Annotated in this window: 14 protein-coding genes; 12 read left to right on the top strand and 2 right to left on the bottom strand. The window is 48.6% G+C overall.

From position 1 onward, the window contains the following. Nucleotides 1-86 precede the first annotated feature (86 nt). Nucleotides 87-2,609, bottom strand: coding sequence for a penicillin-binding protein 1A (locus LRP49_RS13135; RefSeq protein ID WP_274142752.1), 2,523 nt, complete (start codon nt 2,607-2,609; stop codon nt 87-89). A 146-nt stretch (nt 2,610-2,755) separates the two neighbouring features. On the opposite strand from LRP49_RS13135, the gene pilM reads away from it, so the two are divergent. From pilM to LRP49_RS13180, 9 genes are all read left to right on the top strand, one after another. Next, the gene (gene pilM, locus LRP49_RS13140) at nt 2,756-3,694 is read left to right on the top strand and encodes a type IV pilus biogenesis protein PilM (protein ID WP_274142755.1); all 939 of its coding nucleotides are present in this window, start codon (nt 2,756-2,758) and stop codon (nt 3,692-3,694) included. Then, the gene (locus LRP49_RS13145; protein WP_274142757.1) at nt 3,684-4,277 is read left to right on the top strand and encodes a PilN domain-containing protein; all 594 of its coding nucleotides are present in this window, start codon (nt 3,684-3,686) and stop codon (nt 4,275-4,277) included. Before pilM ends, LRP49_RS13145 begins: the two co-directional genes overlap by 11 nt. Further along, nucleotides 4,267-4,860: a type IV pilus inner membrane component PilO gene (locus LRP49_RS13150; protein WP_274142759.1), complete on the top strand. Its 594-nt coding sequence runs from the start codon at nt 4,267-4,269 to the stop codon at nt 4,858-4,860. Before LRP49_RS13145 ends, LRP49_RS13150 begins: the two co-directional genes overlap by 11 nt. Then, nucleotides 4,857-5,375, top strand: coding sequence for a pilus assembly protein PilP (locus LRP49_RS13155; RefSeq protein WP_274142761.1), 519 nt, complete (start codon nt 4,857-4,859; stop codon nt 5,373-5,375). Before LRP49_RS13150 ends, LRP49_RS13155 begins: the two co-directional genes overlap by 4 nt. 10 nt (nt 5,376-5,385) lie before the next feature. Next, nucleotides 5,386-7,128, top strand: coding sequence for a type IV pilus secretin PilQ (locus LRP49_RS13160; RefSeq protein WP_420791566.1), 1,743 nt, complete (start codon nt 5,386-5,388; stop codon nt 7,126-7,128). Between the two features lie 283 nt (nt 7,129-7,411). Then, nucleotides 7,412-7,930 carry a shikimate kinase AroK gene (aroK, locus tag LRP49_RS13165; RefSeq protein WP_274142810.1) on the top strand — a complete coding sequence of 173 codons (519 nt, stop codon included), beginning with the start codon at nt 7,412-7,414 and terminating at the stop codon, nt 7,928-7,930. Nucleotides 7,931-7,948: 18 nt separating this feature from the next. Then, nucleotides 7,949-9,025: a 3-dehydroquinate synthase gene (aroB, locus tag LRP49_RS13170; protein ID WP_274142763.1), complete on the top strand. Its 1,077-nt coding sequence runs from the start codon at nt 7,949-7,951 to the stop codon at nt 9,023-9,025. A 30-nt stretch (nt 9,026-9,055) separates the two neighbouring features. Next, nucleotides 9,056-10,582, top strand: coding sequence for an AAA family ATPase (locus LRP49_RS13175; RefSeq protein WP_337992949.1), 1,527 nt, complete (start codon nt 9,056-9,058; stop codon nt 10,580-10,582). Between the two features lie 103 nt (nt 10,583-10,685). Continuing rightward, the gene (locus LRP49_RS13180; protein ID WP_274142766.1) at nt 10,686-11,519 is read left to right on the top strand and encodes a Dam family site-specific DNA-(adenine-N6)-methyltransferase; all 834 of its coding nucleotides are present in this window, start codon (nt 10,686-10,688) and stop codon (nt 11,517-11,519) included. A gap of 18 nt (nt 11,520-11,537) precedes the next feature. On the opposite strand, the gene LRP49_RS13185 is transcribed toward LRP49_RS13180, so the two are convergent. Next, nucleotides 11,538-11,753: a DUF2970 domain-containing protein gene (locus LRP49_RS13185; protein WP_274142768.1), complete on the bottom strand. Its 216-nt coding sequence runs from the start codon at nt 11,751-11,753 to the stop codon at nt 11,538-11,540. A gap of 173 nt (nt 11,754-11,926) precedes the next feature. Between LRP49_RS13185 and rpe the strand changes: the two genes are divergently transcribed. The 3 genes from rpe to trpS all read left to right on the top strand — a co-directional run bounded on the left by rpe (nt 11,927) and on the right by trpS (nt 14,391). After that, nucleotides 11,927-12,601 (top strand): ribulose-phosphate 3-epimerase, encoded by a 675-nt coding sequence (gene rpe / locus LRP49_RS13190; protein WP_274142770.1) that lies wholly within the window; start codon nt 11,927-11,929, stop codon nt 12,599-12,601. Between the two features lie 3 nt (nt 12,602-12,604). Continuing rightward, entirely contained in the window at nt 12,605-13,303 is a 699-nt protein-coding gene (locus LRP49_RS13195; protein WP_274142771.1) for a phosphoglycolate phosphatase, read from the top strand. Nucleotides 13,304-13,374: 71 nt separating this feature from the next. After that, nucleotides 13,375-14,391, top strand: coding sequence for a tryptophan--tRNA ligase (gene trpS / locus LRP49_RS13200; protein WP_274142772.1), 1,017 nt, complete (start codon nt 13,375-13,377; stop codon nt 14,389-14,391). The last annotated feature ends 31 nt before the right edge of the window (nt 14,392-14,422 follow it).

The following is a 14,422-nucleotide window of genomic DNA, read 5'->3' on the forward strand; positions in this document are numbered from 1 at the left end:
GACGAATACTGCGTTCAGCGGCAATAAAAAAGGCACCTTACGGTGCCTTTTTTGTCTCAATGCGTTTTTGACTCAATGATTGAGGGTTAAAACAGCTCTTCACCTTCTGATTCATAGATGTTGCCGCCGCTTGCTGCGGCCGAGGAAACATAATCAGTCGGCTCTGTGCCTTTTTTGAAGTACTCAAACATTGAGCTGCCATCAGACTTACGGGTCAATAGACCTGTCTCGCGGTCAATGCGCACTTTCACGATATCTGATGGGATGACTTTGCTCTGAACTGGCACGTCAACCAAGGCGTCAGACATAAAGTCGATCCACGCAGGTTGTGCTGTTTTTGCCCCTGCTTCCGCACCAGAGATCTGGTCTTTGTCGAGGTTAGCGTTACGTGCTGTTCTGCCAAGTTCACGCGCGTGATCGTCAAAACCAACCCAAACGGTTGCAACGAGACCTGGTGCAAAGCCGGTGTACCATGCATCTTTTGAATCGTTGGTAGTACCGGTTTTACCACCGATATCGCGACGTTTCAGTTTCTGAGCGCGCCAGCCTGTGCCGTTCCAACCTGTGCCTTGGCGCCAATCACCGCCACCCCAGATATTCGCTTCCAGCATTTCGCGAACCAAGAAGGCATTCTGCTCAGTGATCACATGCGGTGCGAAGTTCTTGGCAGGTGCGTTTTCCATGTCAGCAGTGTTGTCTAGCAGACTTACTTCTTCTTGCATGTTGCTTGAATCAAGCTTGTCTGTATCCGAGGTGCCTTCGCAGTTATCACGACAAATTGTCTGTGGGTTGGCGACGAAAACTTCTTTGCCAAATGGATCTTCTACTTTGCTAATGTAGTAAGGCGCAAGGTAGTAACCACCATTTGCAAAGACGCTGAACCCTTGAGCCACTTCCATTGGGGTCAAGCTACCTGCTCCCAATGCCAATGTTTCAGAGCGAGGCAGGTCGTCGTGTTTGAAGCCAAAGCGGGTGAGGAAGTCGATAGTCTCATCCAGACCTACTCGGCGAAGAACTCGAACGGCCATGACGTTTTTAGATTGCGCTAAACCAATACGCGCGCGCGTTGGACCGTCATAAGTTGGTGGTGAGTTCTTTGGACGCCACGCAGTCCCTTGGCTCGAATCCCACTTATTGATCGGGGCATCGTTAATGAGTGTCGCCAGTGTCATGCCTTGTTCAAGGGCGGCCGAGTAAATAAACGGTTTGATCCCAGAACCGACCTGACGGACAGATTGCGTCGCGCGGTTAAACTTGCTGTGGACGAAGTTAAAACCACCTACCAGTGCTTTCACTGCTCCGTTTTCAGGTGACATCGCCACCATGGCAGTATTGGCATCCGGCACTTGGCTCAGGTGCCAAACATCATTCACCTTGCGCACCCAAATTTGCTCACCTACAGCCAGAATGTCTGCGGCTTGTTTTGGTGCCGTGCCTTGACGCGTATCTGTTTTGTAACGACGCGCCCATTTCATACTATCCCAAGGCAGGCTTGCTACAACCCCATCTTGCAGTTCAACGTCAGCCGTTTGGCCTTTGACCTTGACGACAACAGCAGGTTCAAGCTCACCATAAGTTGGCTGCTTTTTGAGGTGTTTTTGGATTTGTTCAGCGTCCCAAGGGGCTGCACCGTCTTTCCAAAGAGTCGCTACTGCACCGCGGTAGCCATGACGTTCGTCGTAAGATAACAGGTTGTTTACGGCAGCGGTTTGAGCGGCTTTTTGCAAGCGTGAGTCTACCGTGGTGTAGATTTTCATGCCTGACTCGTAAACGCCTTCACCATAGTGTTCTACTGCCCAAGCGCGAGCAAGCTCGGCCACATACGGGGCATTAAGCTCGATTTCAGCACCGTGGTAGCGTGAAACAATGGTTTCTGCTTTCGCTTGTTCATACTCAGAACGCGTGATGTAGCCTTCATCCAGCATACGCTTTAGAACAACGTTACGGCGGTGCGTAGCGCGTTCAACCGAGTAGATGGGATTCATGGTTGAAGGGGCTTTTGGCATGCCTGCCAGCGTAGCGAGCTCGCTCAGCGTCAGATCTTTTAGGTCTTTGCCAAAATACACGCGCGCGGCGGCACCAAAACCATACGAGCGGTAACCCAAGAAAATCTTGTTAACGTAAAGCTCCATGATTTCTTGTTTGGTCAGCAGTTGCTCAATGTGGATGGCGATAAAAATCTCTTTGATTTTACGCATGATCTTCTTCTCGTTTGAGAGGAAGAAATTACGTGCTAACTGCTGCGTGATGGTACTCGCACCTTGCTTCGCTGAGCCGGATAAGGCCACGACAATTGCTGCACGTGTAATACCAATCGGGTCAATACCCGGGTGGTCATAAAAACGGCTGTCTTCGGTCGCAATCAGCGCGTCAATGAGATCTTGTGGGATTTCATTGTAGGTGACTGGGATTCGGCGTTTTTCACCAAACTGGGAAATCAGCTTCCCATCGGCACTATAAACCTGCATCGGTGTTTGCAGTTTGACGTCTTTAAGAGTGGCAACATCTGGCAGTTCTGGCTTCAGGTAAACATAGAAACCAAAAATTGTACCCACTCCAATAAATATGCAAACAATTGCAAGAATAAGCAGTCGCTTAATGAACTTCACTTGATATTTCCTGTAACGTTTTTAGTCGCACTGTAGGGAGACTCAATGTCCGTAGTATAAAGAGAACTGAATAAAAAATAACGAATCAGCCGCCAGAACTTTAAAAAAGTTACTGAATGCTGACATTTAGCGGGACGGACCTGTAAATGTTTCGAGGCAAATGGGCCATAGGGCTCGATATTGGTAATCATTCAGTTCGCGCAGCTCTGTTGGAAAGTCGAAGCAGCGGTATTGTCGTCCGAGATTTGTGTTCAGTTAGGCTAGAACACGCATCCCTAGGCGAAGCACTTAAGAGCTTGCGAAAAAAATTCTCTGTCAGCAAAGCATCACTGCGATTTGCGACGAAATCACAAGTAATGGGTATTGCCCAAAGTTCGGTAGCCATCAAGCGCCTTCCAGCTAGTCAGAATGTGTCTGAGCAAGAGCAATACATGCAGATCGGATTGCAGCTCTCAGAAAGTCTAGGGTTGGCGATGGACGACTTGCTGTATGACTATCGAAACTTACCGTCAGGTGAAGGTATCGAAGTGTTTGCCTGCCGTAAATCTGTCCTAGAGCCAACGTTTGATGCTTTGGCAGCATCAGGCTTTCGACTCTCAGTTGTCGAGTTAGAGTCACATGCCTTGCTGCGCCTCTATGGTCGGCAGCAAGGAACGCTGTCCTCCTTCAACCATGCGCTTATGGCAGATATTAATACTGAGCGATTACAGCTGTGTTTCGGCGTGAATGAGAAAGAGCCCATCATGCGAGACCTGCCCCTGCCGATTTCAATTGGTTTAAACGGTGATGGCGGTGAGAAAGCCTATTTCACCGAGCAAATCGCCGACACTATTCGCCGTCAATGCCAACTTGTCCGAACCCAGTTTGCAGAAGACCAAGTGACGACACTATGGCTGTCAGGAGAAGGTAATAGCTTGATCGATAAAGAACAGTTAGAAGGCCTTTTGGGTTGGGATGTACAGATGCTCAATCCGATTAAAGATCTGATCTGCCAAAACAGTGTGATTAGTAAAATGCAAGAGCCAGCAAGCTATTGGTCGACTGCCGTGGGGCTAGCACTGCGAGGGATGGACGATGAGAAGTAACATCAACCTCCTGCCATGGAGAGAAAACAATCGTCTTGAAAGGCGACGCCAGTTCTACCTCGAGGGCTCGATTGTCGCGCTGTTGGTGATCGGCTTCTTAGGTATCGCCTTTTTCAATGGGCAGCGTCTTCTTTCTGCGCAAGAAGCGCGAAATGCGCGTTTAGATACTGAGATTCAAATCCTTGACCAGAAACTTGCAGAATTTTCAGAGAAAAAACTGGCCAGGGATGCCCTTGAAAAACGATTGAACTTGGTCAATAGCCTCCAGACGCAGCGAAACAACACCACAATGTTGTTCAACCTGCTGCCGGAAGTGACGCCGGATGGTGTCGTGCTGGACAGCGTTTCACTTAAAGCAGGAAAAGTGAATGTTAAAGGCAGGAGCCGCTCTAACGCGCAACTGGCTTCCTTACTTGCCTTATTAGAATCGAAACCCGGCGCAACGGATGTTCAGATCCACTCCATCATTAATAACGATAACAGACAGCAAGAAGACGGCGCGGTAAACAGCTTTATGTTGACCTTTGCGTTGACGGAGTTTGTCTCTCCTGAACTGTCCGAAGAGGTGAAAAATGGAAGCTGATTGGAGAGATTGGGAACTCGACGAAATACCTGAATGGTCAGCCACTGCACGAAGAGTGGTTCTCACTATTACCGGTCTTATTGTTCTGGTTGCAGGATTGTTTTTCGTGGTTGCTCCAAGTTACGACCAAATTACGCAAGCCGAACAACAAGAAATGTTATTGAAAAACTCGTTTCGGTTTAAAGCGCAAAAAGTGGCGGCATTACCGGATGTTGATGAGCAGGTAGAGGCGTTGAATCGTTTCTATATCAGCTTGACCCGTCAACTGCCTCAGGATGAGGAGCTCGCCCAACTTCTGGCAGGGATAAACGACATTGGCCAACAGTATGGCTTGTCGTTTGAACGGCTTGATTGGGGGTACAGAGAGCAGGTTGGTTGGTTATACAAAGTGCCTCTGGATATTGTTGTGACAGGGAATTACCAAGGGATCGGCCAGTTTTCTGAAGCCATGGCTAGGTTGCCTCGAATCGTTGCGTTGCAAGATTTCAACTTAAAGCGAGAAGGTGATCAGGGTGAGATACTGAATTTTTCAGTGGCAGCACATACCTACCGTTACGTAGACCGTTATATGGAGGGGCAATGAGAGTACCAATAATCAGTCTTGTATTGGTTTTTGCCGCAGGGTGTTCTGACAGTGGCAATAATCAGGATCTTGAGGGTTTCATTACCAAAACCTATGCCGTCGCAGAAGTGACATCAACTCCGCTTCCTCCAGCACCGAAGTTTGAACCGCTTGTGTTCGCGCCAACGGTGACGACTGACCCCTTTGTCATGCCCATTGCTCAGGAAGAAGATGAATATGCTCGCGTGGACTGCTGGCAACCTCAAAACTTACCTGCAAAAGACGCGTTAGAAGGGTTTGAGTTGTCGGCACTGCAGTTCAAAGGTGTCATTGGTACGCCAGGAAGTTACTGGGCGCTGGTGCAGTCACCAGATGCCACTATTCATAGAATTGGACCCGGACGCATGCTTGGAAATAACCGAGGTCGGGTTGAAAGTATTAGTCAGCACACGTTATCGCTGACTGAGCATTTGCCCGACGGGTTAGGATGCTGGACAAAGCGTAACGTTAAAGTGGCGATGGTTAATAAGGATTAAAGAGGTTCGAATGAAAGGACTTTGGAACGGAAGCCCAAGCATGCGCAAAGTCGTGCATTGGCTCAGTACACTGGCGATATGTCTCCCTGTAGCTCAATTGGCTTTCGCCAGTAATCAGCTGAATAACATTGAGTTGTTGGAGAAGGAAAACAATGCGTACAGCTTAGCATTGACGTTAGAGAACCCTGAAATATTGGCTAACTTTGATAAAACCAGTAGCGAACTTGCGATCGTATTGAAAGACACCATCGCATCAGAAGAGTTAGCGGTAGACCGCGCAGTCAACGCGGGTGTGCTTCAACATATTTCGCTTTATCCAAAGGACGATGGGCTCGCGATAAGGTTGCAAGCCAATAGCCATTTTGGATACGACTATTTTCAATCAGACAACATTCTGACGATCGATGTGTTTCCGTCACTAACCGTGGTGAAATCGGGTGACGATACACTGGCAAAAACGACAGATAGCGGGAATATATCCATTAACTTTCAGGACATTCCTGTTCGCTCAGTTCTACAAATTCTCGCAGACCATAATGGGTTTAACCTCGTTATTTCAGATTCAGTAGAAGGGAGTTTAACCCTCCGACTTGATAACGTTCCTTGGCAAAAAGCTTTGGATACCATTCTCACCGTTAAAGGGTTGGACAAGCGACAGAAAGGCGACATTCTTCTGATCGCGCCGAAAACAGAACTGGATGAGCAAGAACGTTTAGCGTTGGAGAAAATTCAGTTTGAGCGTGAAATGGCGTCACTGCGTTCCGAAGTCATTCAAATTCGCTACGCCAGTGCAGAAGCCTTTAAAGAAATGCTTGAAGGCGATGACGAGAGTGGCGAAGAGACCGTTGCTCTGTTGTCTGAGCGAGGTAGCGTTGCCGTTGATCCTCGAACTAACTCGCTGATTGTTACCGACCTCTCTGACAATATTGACGTTGTCACTGCACTGCTTGCGAGCCTTGATGTCCCAGTAGACCAAGTGGAAATTGAAGCGCGTATTGTGACGGTCGATGAAGGCACCTTGGATGAATTGGGCGTCCGTTGGGGTGTCGTCAATCAAAATGGCGATTTCACAACGGGTAGCTCCATAGAAGGAAACTGGCAACACACAGATCGCATTGACTGGCTGGGGGATGGCGAGCAACCCGATATGGTCAACATTGATGATTACCTTAACGTCAACCTAGGCGCTGTTAGTCCAAACGCAACCAGCATTGCATTCTCAATCGCCAATTTAGGTCGTGATCTGTTGTTGGACTTAGAGCTTTCTGCGTTGCAGTCAGAAAACCGTGCAGAAATTATTTCAAGTCCACGTCTGCTGACCACCAATAAGCGTCCTGCCTACATTGAGCAAGGTACTGAACTTCCGTATCTAGAAGCGTCGTCAAGTGGCGCGACCGCCGTGTCGTTTAAGAAAGCCGTTCTTAGTTTGTCAGTGACACCGCAAATCACGCCAGACAATATGCTGGTGTTAGATTTGGTGGTGACTCAAGACAAGCCCTCTGTGACAGTAAAAGCGGGTAATGGTGAGGCGATGGCCATCAACACCCAACGGATTGGCACGCAAGTGCTGGTGAACGACGGAGAGACCATCGTATTAGGCGGTATTTTCCAGCATGAGGTAGCGAACATTGAGGAAAAAGTGCCTTTGTTGGGTGATATTCCTGGTTTAGGTATGCTTTTCCGCCGAAATTATGAGTCGATGGGTAAGCGAGAATTACTTATTTTCGTCACGCCAAGGGTCATGGTGCAATAAAAATACTGCCAGCTTGATGCTAAGTGGCGGAAAAACCGATATTCTTCAATAGGTCTGAAAGCTGCAGTCTCTGCGGCTTTCAGCCTCTCTCTTTGCCCTACATTCTCTGAGAAGCGACTTAAACCCCAACATTGGCGTATTTTAAGTTGCCAAAGGGCTAGTTGACCTGAGATAATTTTTGGTCTGATCACGAATTATCTGTGAGGAATTTGGCGCCTCGGGCTTTCGGATAGCGAGCCTGCGGGCGGTGTTGTTTTCATTAACCGCGCGTAAACTGCTTAAAATGGCTGAAAAACGAAATATCTTTCTTGTAGGTCCAATGGGGGCTGGCAAAAGCACAATTGGTCGACACCTTGCACAACAACTACACATGGAATTTTTTGACTCGGACACCGTGATCGAAGAGCGTACTGGTGCTGATATCGCATGGGTGTTCGATGTTGAGGGTGAAGAGGGATTCCGCGCTCGTGAAGAGCACGTAATCAACGACCTTACTGAAAAACAAGGTATCGTTCTGGCAACGGGTGGTGGTTCAATTAAGAGCCGTGAAAGCCGCAACCGTCTGTCTGCTCGTGGTATTGTGGTTTACTTGGAAACCACCATTGAAAAACAATTGGCGCGTACCCAGCGTGATAAGAAGCGTCCGTTGCTTCAAACTGAACAGCCTCGTGAAGTGCTGGAAGCACTGGCTGACGAGCGTAATCCACTGTACGAAGAAATTGCTGACTACGTTGTTCGCACTGACGATCAAAGTGCAAAAGTGGTAGCAAACCAGATCATCGAACTGCTGGAAAATCACTAAGAAATAGAAAGGAATTCCATGGAAAGGATCGACGTAAACCTTGGCGACAGAAGTTACCCCATTTCGATAGGCGCAGGATTACTCGCTGATCCCGCCTTATTCTCTGACGCTAAAGGCCGTCGTGTGGTGGTAGTGACCAATGAAACCATTGCGCCGCTTTACGCCGATCTTTTATTGGAAACCTTAAGTAAAGCTGGCGGAGAGCCAGCTTTATTGTCCCTGCCGGATGGCGAGCAATACAAAACACTCGATACTTTCAATACCATCAATTCTTTCTTACTCGAGGGGAATTATGCCCGTGACGTACTTATTGTTGCGTTGGGTGGCGGTGTGATTGGCGATGTTGTGGGTTTTGCTGCTGCGTGCTACCAACGGGGCGTAGACTTTATTCAGGTACCAACCACACTGCTGTCACAAGTTGACTCATCAGTCGGTGGAAAAACAGCGGTCAATCATCCTCTTGGTAAGAATATGATTGGCGCATTTTACCAGCCGAAAGCAGTTGTGATTGATATCGACGTACTTAACACCTTACCTCAGCGAGAATTTGCTGCGGGCATGGCTGAAGTCATTAAATACGGCATCATTGCAGATAGCCCATTTTTCCATTGGCTGGAAGGCAACTTGGCTCCACTAAACCAGCTTGACGCTGGCGCGCTTGTTTATGCGATTAAGCGTTGCTGTCAGATTAAAGCTGATGTGGTGGAAGAAGATGAGAAAGAGTCGGGCGTTCGCGCTTTACTTAATCTTGGCCACACCTTCGGGCATGCTATTGAAGCGGAAATGGGGTATGGCAATTGGCTGCACGGTGAAGCTGTCGCGGCAGGTACCGTGATGGCGGCAACAACGGCACATCTTCAGCAATTGCTTTCAAAAGAAGATGTTATCCGTATCACTTCCTTGCTCGAAAATGCAAAACTTCCCGTGAAAGCACCGACCTCTATGGGCTATGATGCTTTTATTAAGCACATGAAGCGCGATAAAAAAGTGCTTTCAGGGCAACTACGTTTTGTTTTGCCTACCTCAATTGGAACGGCGGAAGTGGTTTCTAATGTATCTCCAGAAACGCTTGCAGAGGTCATTACGACACATTAAGCGGGTTTGTATATGACAGGCTCCCATGACATGATTGCGTTGGATTTGGATAGCCAAATCCAATTATTGTCGCGCATTCAATTTCTGACACGCTTTAGCTCTAACCTTGTTCAAATCACGGGGGAAGCGGGTGCTGGAAAGACTTGGCTGAGCGAGCGCTACCTCGAAAACTGGGCTAACGAGCCCACGCAATCTCTCCTCATTTGTAACACTAGCCAACAGGATGCGCAGCACCGCGCGATTATCTTGCGACAAATTGTGCGCGATGGTGTCTTCAACGAAAACGACTCTATGCTTCAAAGCTTGGAGTACATGTTGGAAGGGAACAGTGTTCACGCCCTGATTGTGATCGACAATGCGCAGCGACTCAGTGCGAATATTATCGCTGAGCTTTGGGCGTTGGTGACAGAAGCACAGCAACGAAACAATTGGCAAATCAATGTACTGCTGTTTAGCTTACGAGGTAAGCTGAACAAATGGCTCCACAAAGTCTCCTATGGCCAAGGGGTGAAACCGCTTGAGCTTGAGATCAGCCCGCTCGCCGATAACGAGCGCGAAATGTTTATTGAAGTCATGATGGTCAGTCGTCAATTAGATGCCGCACAACGGCGGGCACTGAAAGCGAAAGCAGCGTTGTTACCGTCATTACCTGGTGCGTTAAAAGGCTTAGGCCAACAGGAGATATCGTCAATGGAAGAGAAGAAGCGCCGCTCACTTATTCCTTTGGTTTTGCTCGTGCTGTTTCTTCTCGTCATTGGTGGTGGTTTGGTTTGGTGGGCAGTGAAACCACAAATGCAAACAGTCCCGGTTGAGATCGCTGAAACCGTGACAGATGGCGTGAAGTCACTGAACGAAATCCTTGATGAGCAAGAAAAAGCATTGTCAGAAGCGGGCAGTCAAGCCGATGACGAATTGGTCGCAACCGGTGAAGTCACTGACGATACCATCAATCTGCCAGATGAACCTGTGGTTGAGGGGATGACAGTAGGTCGCAGAGACCCTAGTCGTCGTATTGTCGTGCCGGATAATGTGGTGGATGCCATCATTGATGATCAAGAAACCGGCGGCGATGGTACAGCCGCAGTGCAAGAACCACTCATCCCTGAGTTAGCTGCGAATGCGCCTGTGGTTGAAGAGACGAAACCTGTTGCTGTTGCAAAGCCAGAGGTGGAATTGGTCGCTGAAGTTATCGCGCCAAAACCTGAAGCAGTTCCGGCACCAATAGCAGAGCCAGCAGCGGCACCGTTAGTTGATGTTCCGCTTGCAAATAAAGTGTTGCTCACTGTTCCAGCCTCTCGCTACGCACTGCAATTGGCTGCATTGCAATCAAAGCAGGCAGCGAATGAGTTTATGCAAGAGTACGAGCTTGGTGGAACGGCACTTGTCTACGAAACGCGCAGAAACGGTGAGCCTTGGTTTATGGTGCTTGTCGGTGACTACCCTTCAGTGGCAGATGCACGACGTGCGGAAGTGGCGTTGCCTGAGAGTGTTCGTAACCTAACGCCATGGGCAAAATCATTCACGCAAATCCATAAAGAGATTGCACTAGCAAATTAACCCCGTACTTCGGTACACAAGGCACGAATTAACGCTGATTGATGGTGAAAAATAAGATACAATCCGCCACCTTTCGTACAGCAGTGGTGGTGGATACACATTAATGAAAAAGCATCGTGCCTTTCTTAAGTGGGCCGGGGGTAAATACTCTCTGGTTGAAGATATCCGCAAGCACCTGCCTGAAGGCAAAAAGCTGATCGAGCCTTTTGTCGGGGCGGGGTCTGTGTTTTTGAACACGGACTATGAGCATTATCGCCTTGCTGACATTAACCCTGATCTCATTAATCTGTATAACCTGCTTAAGCAGGAGCCTACGCGCTATATCGATGACGTGAGAAAACTCTTCACTCAAGAGTACAACCAAAAGGGTGCGTACCTCTCTATTCGAGAAGAGTTCAATAAGACGAAAGATCCGTATCTTCGTTCTCTGTATTTCCTGTATATGAACCGCCACGGGTTTAATGGCCTTTGCCGTTACAACAAAAAAGGCGGCTTCAATGTGCCGTTTGGTTCATACAAAAAACCGTATTTCCCACAAGCTGAGCTTGAGTTTTTCTCTGAGAAATCAAAGAAAGCGACATTTGTGTGTGAAGGGTATCAGCAGAGCTTTAAAGCGGCTCGCCGTGGCAGTGTTATTTACTGCGATCCACCGTATGCGCCACTATCAACGACGGCGAATTTCACCACCTATGCCAGTGGGGGATTTAGCTTGGACGATCAAGCTCTGTTGGGTGAACACGCGCGTAAAGCCGCGACTGAAAAAAGCGTGCCTGTGCTGATTTCGAATCATGACACGCCGTTGACACGTAGCTTGTATCATGGCGCACACCTGAATGTTGTGAGAGTGAAGCGCACCATCAGCCGAAATGGCAGTGGTCGCAACAAAGTGGATGAATTACTGGCACTGTTCGCCTGTGAAAGCCCAGAGTTGCCCTAAGCGAGAGTCGCTTTCAGGTTAGGATGGCGTGATTAATGACACCACGCCAATCAAACCAAGTACAAACAGAATAACGAAGACAACACCGACGACAATGTATGGCACCATGCTGGCTTGCTGGAAATCGCGTTGTCGGTTTTTGTCTGATTGCACGCCAAACATTGCCGCAAAAACACTTTTGACTATCTCCAATATACCAACCTTGTTGTCCTTGGGTTCTTCTGTCCGTTTCACCTTCATCACTCCTTTTCTTTCCTCTGCCATCAGCTTAGCGCATCCTGTTTCTGCCGGTTGTACCAGCACTAAAACCTTCAGGTTATGGTATGAATCAAAGTATCTGATAGGACAGCGCGTTCTGGATCGGGTAGAATTGCGCCGACTTTTTAAGTGGCAAGTGAGGCTATAGGATGAAGGATTTTCTCATTGCGCCGTCGATTCTGTCGGCGGATTTCGCACGGTTAGGTGAAGATGTCGAAAAAGTGCTGGCAGCGGGTGCTGACGTGGTGCATTTTGACGTGATGGATAACCATTACGTGCCAAACCTGACATTTGGTGCACCTATCTGTAAAGCACTTCGTGACTATGGCATCACTGCGCCAATCGACGTTCACCTGATGGTGAAACCAGTCGACCGCATTATTCCGGACTTCGCGAAAGCGGGGGCCAGTATGATCACTTTCCACGTCGAAGCCAGTGAGCATGTAGATCGTACGCTGCAACTCATCAAAGAGCACGGCTGTCAGGCGGGTCTGGTGTTTAACCCTGCAACCCCGCTGCACCACCTTGACCACGTAATGGATAAAGTGGACATGATTTTGCTGATGTCGGTAAACCCTGGTTTCGGCGGTCAGTCTTTCATCCCTGAAACGTTGAACAAGTTGCGTGAAGTGCGTCGTCGTATCGACGAAAGCGGTCGCGACATTCGCCTAGAAATCGACGGCGGTGTGAAAGTTGACAATATTCGTGAAATTGCAGAAGCAGGTGCGGACATGTTCGTTGCAGGCTCGGCGATTTTCAGTCACCCAGACTACAAAGCGGTGATTGATGAAATGCGTGCAGAATTGAGCAAAGTAGGACAATAAACAGTGACGGTAAATTTCGACACAATCAAATATGTGGCGTTTGACCTTGATGGTACGTTAGTAGATAGCGTACCCGATCTGGCTGAAGGCATTCGTATGGCACTGGCAGATGTGGAACTCCACACAGTGACTGATGACGATGTCCGCAACTGGATTGGCAACGGTGCTGAAATCATGTTGAAGCGCGCTTTGAGCCAAAGTGTCACCATTCGTGCAGATATCGACGAAGCACTTTATACCCAAGTCCGTGAGCGTTTTGACTTTCACTATGCCAATAACGGCCACGGTAAAACCATTGTTTACCCTGGTGTAAAAGAAACGCTGACCGAACTGAAAGACGCCGGTTACACCTTAGGTATTGTGACCAACAAACCGTATCAGTTTGTGCCGGAAATCTTAGCGGATCTGGATTTGGCGCAGTACTTTACCGATGTGATCGGTGGTGATTCTCTGCCAACCAACAAGCCAGAGCCAGAAGGTCTTTTCAGTCTTCGTGATAAGCATGGCCTGAGCAATGAAAACATGCTGATGGTCGGCGATTCGAAAAACGATATTCTTGCCGCAAAAAATGCCGGTTTTGCCTCTGTTGGCCTGACTTACGGGTACAACTATGGAGAGCCGATCAGCGACAGCACACCTGAGTTTGTTGCTGAGCACTTCAATCAGCTATTAACGGTTCTCAGCACCGAAAAAACAGCGTAAATTAAACACAAATAAATCACAGCCGATGCGTGGTCGCGTCGGCTGATTCTACTGATAGGAACAAAAAGACCATGAGCAATCCTTCGACCAAACCCATTGTACTTAGCGGTGTTCAGCCTTCAGGTGAACTCAGTATCGGCAACTACATTGGTGCTTTGCGTCAGTGGGAACAAATGCAAGATGATTACGATTGCCAATATTGCATCGTAGACTTGCATGCGATCACCGTTCGTCAAGATGCAGAAAAACTGCGTCAGGCGACACTGGACTCGCTGGCTCTGTGTCTAGCAGTGGGCGTGACTCCAGAAAAAAGTAACCTGTTTATCCAGTCTCACGTGCCTGAGCACGCGCAACTGGGTTGGGTGCTGAACTGCTACGCGCAGATGGGTGAACTGAACCGTATGACCCAGTTCAAAGACAAGTCTGCTCGCCACGCTGAAAACATCAACGCAGGCCTATTTGGTTATCCAGTGCTGATGGCAGCGGACATCCTGCTGTATCAAGCAAACCAAGTGCCTGTGGGTAACGATCAGAAGCAACACCTCGAATTGGCACGCGACATCGCGACCCGCTTCAATAATCTGTATGGCGATGTATTCACTGTTCCAGAACCTTACATCCCACAAGTGGGCGCGCGCGTAATGAGCTTGCAAGATCCGACCAAGAAAATGTCGAAGTCGGACGACAATCGCAACAACGTGATTGGTCTTTTGGAAGACCCGAAAGCCATTGCTAAGAAAATCAAACGTGCTGTGACGGACTCTGAAGAGCCACCTCGCGTTGCGTTTGATATTGAGAACAAGCCGGGCGTAGCAAACCTGATGGGACTGTTGTCAGTCGCGACAGGAAAATCATTTGCAGACATCGAAGCAGAGTACGTCGACAAAATGTACGGCCACTTGAAAACGGATACTGCAGACGCCGTTGTTGCAATGCTCGAGCCAGTGCAGACACGCTACAAACAGTACCGTGAAGACCGCGCTTACTTGGATTCAGTGATGAAAGCAGGTGCCGAAAACGCGTCTGCGCGTGCGGCAGAAACGCTGAAGAAAGTGTATGACGCAGTGGGTTTTGTGGCGCGTCCATAACCACTCACTGACCGAGAAAAAGCAGCGATAC

Origin of the sequence: Enterovibrio qingdaonensis, from assembly GCF_028683135.1 — a bacterium.
Lineage (GTDB): Bacteria > Pseudomonadota > Gammaproteobacteria > Enterobacterales > Vibrionaceae > Enterovibrio > Enterovibrio qingdaonensis.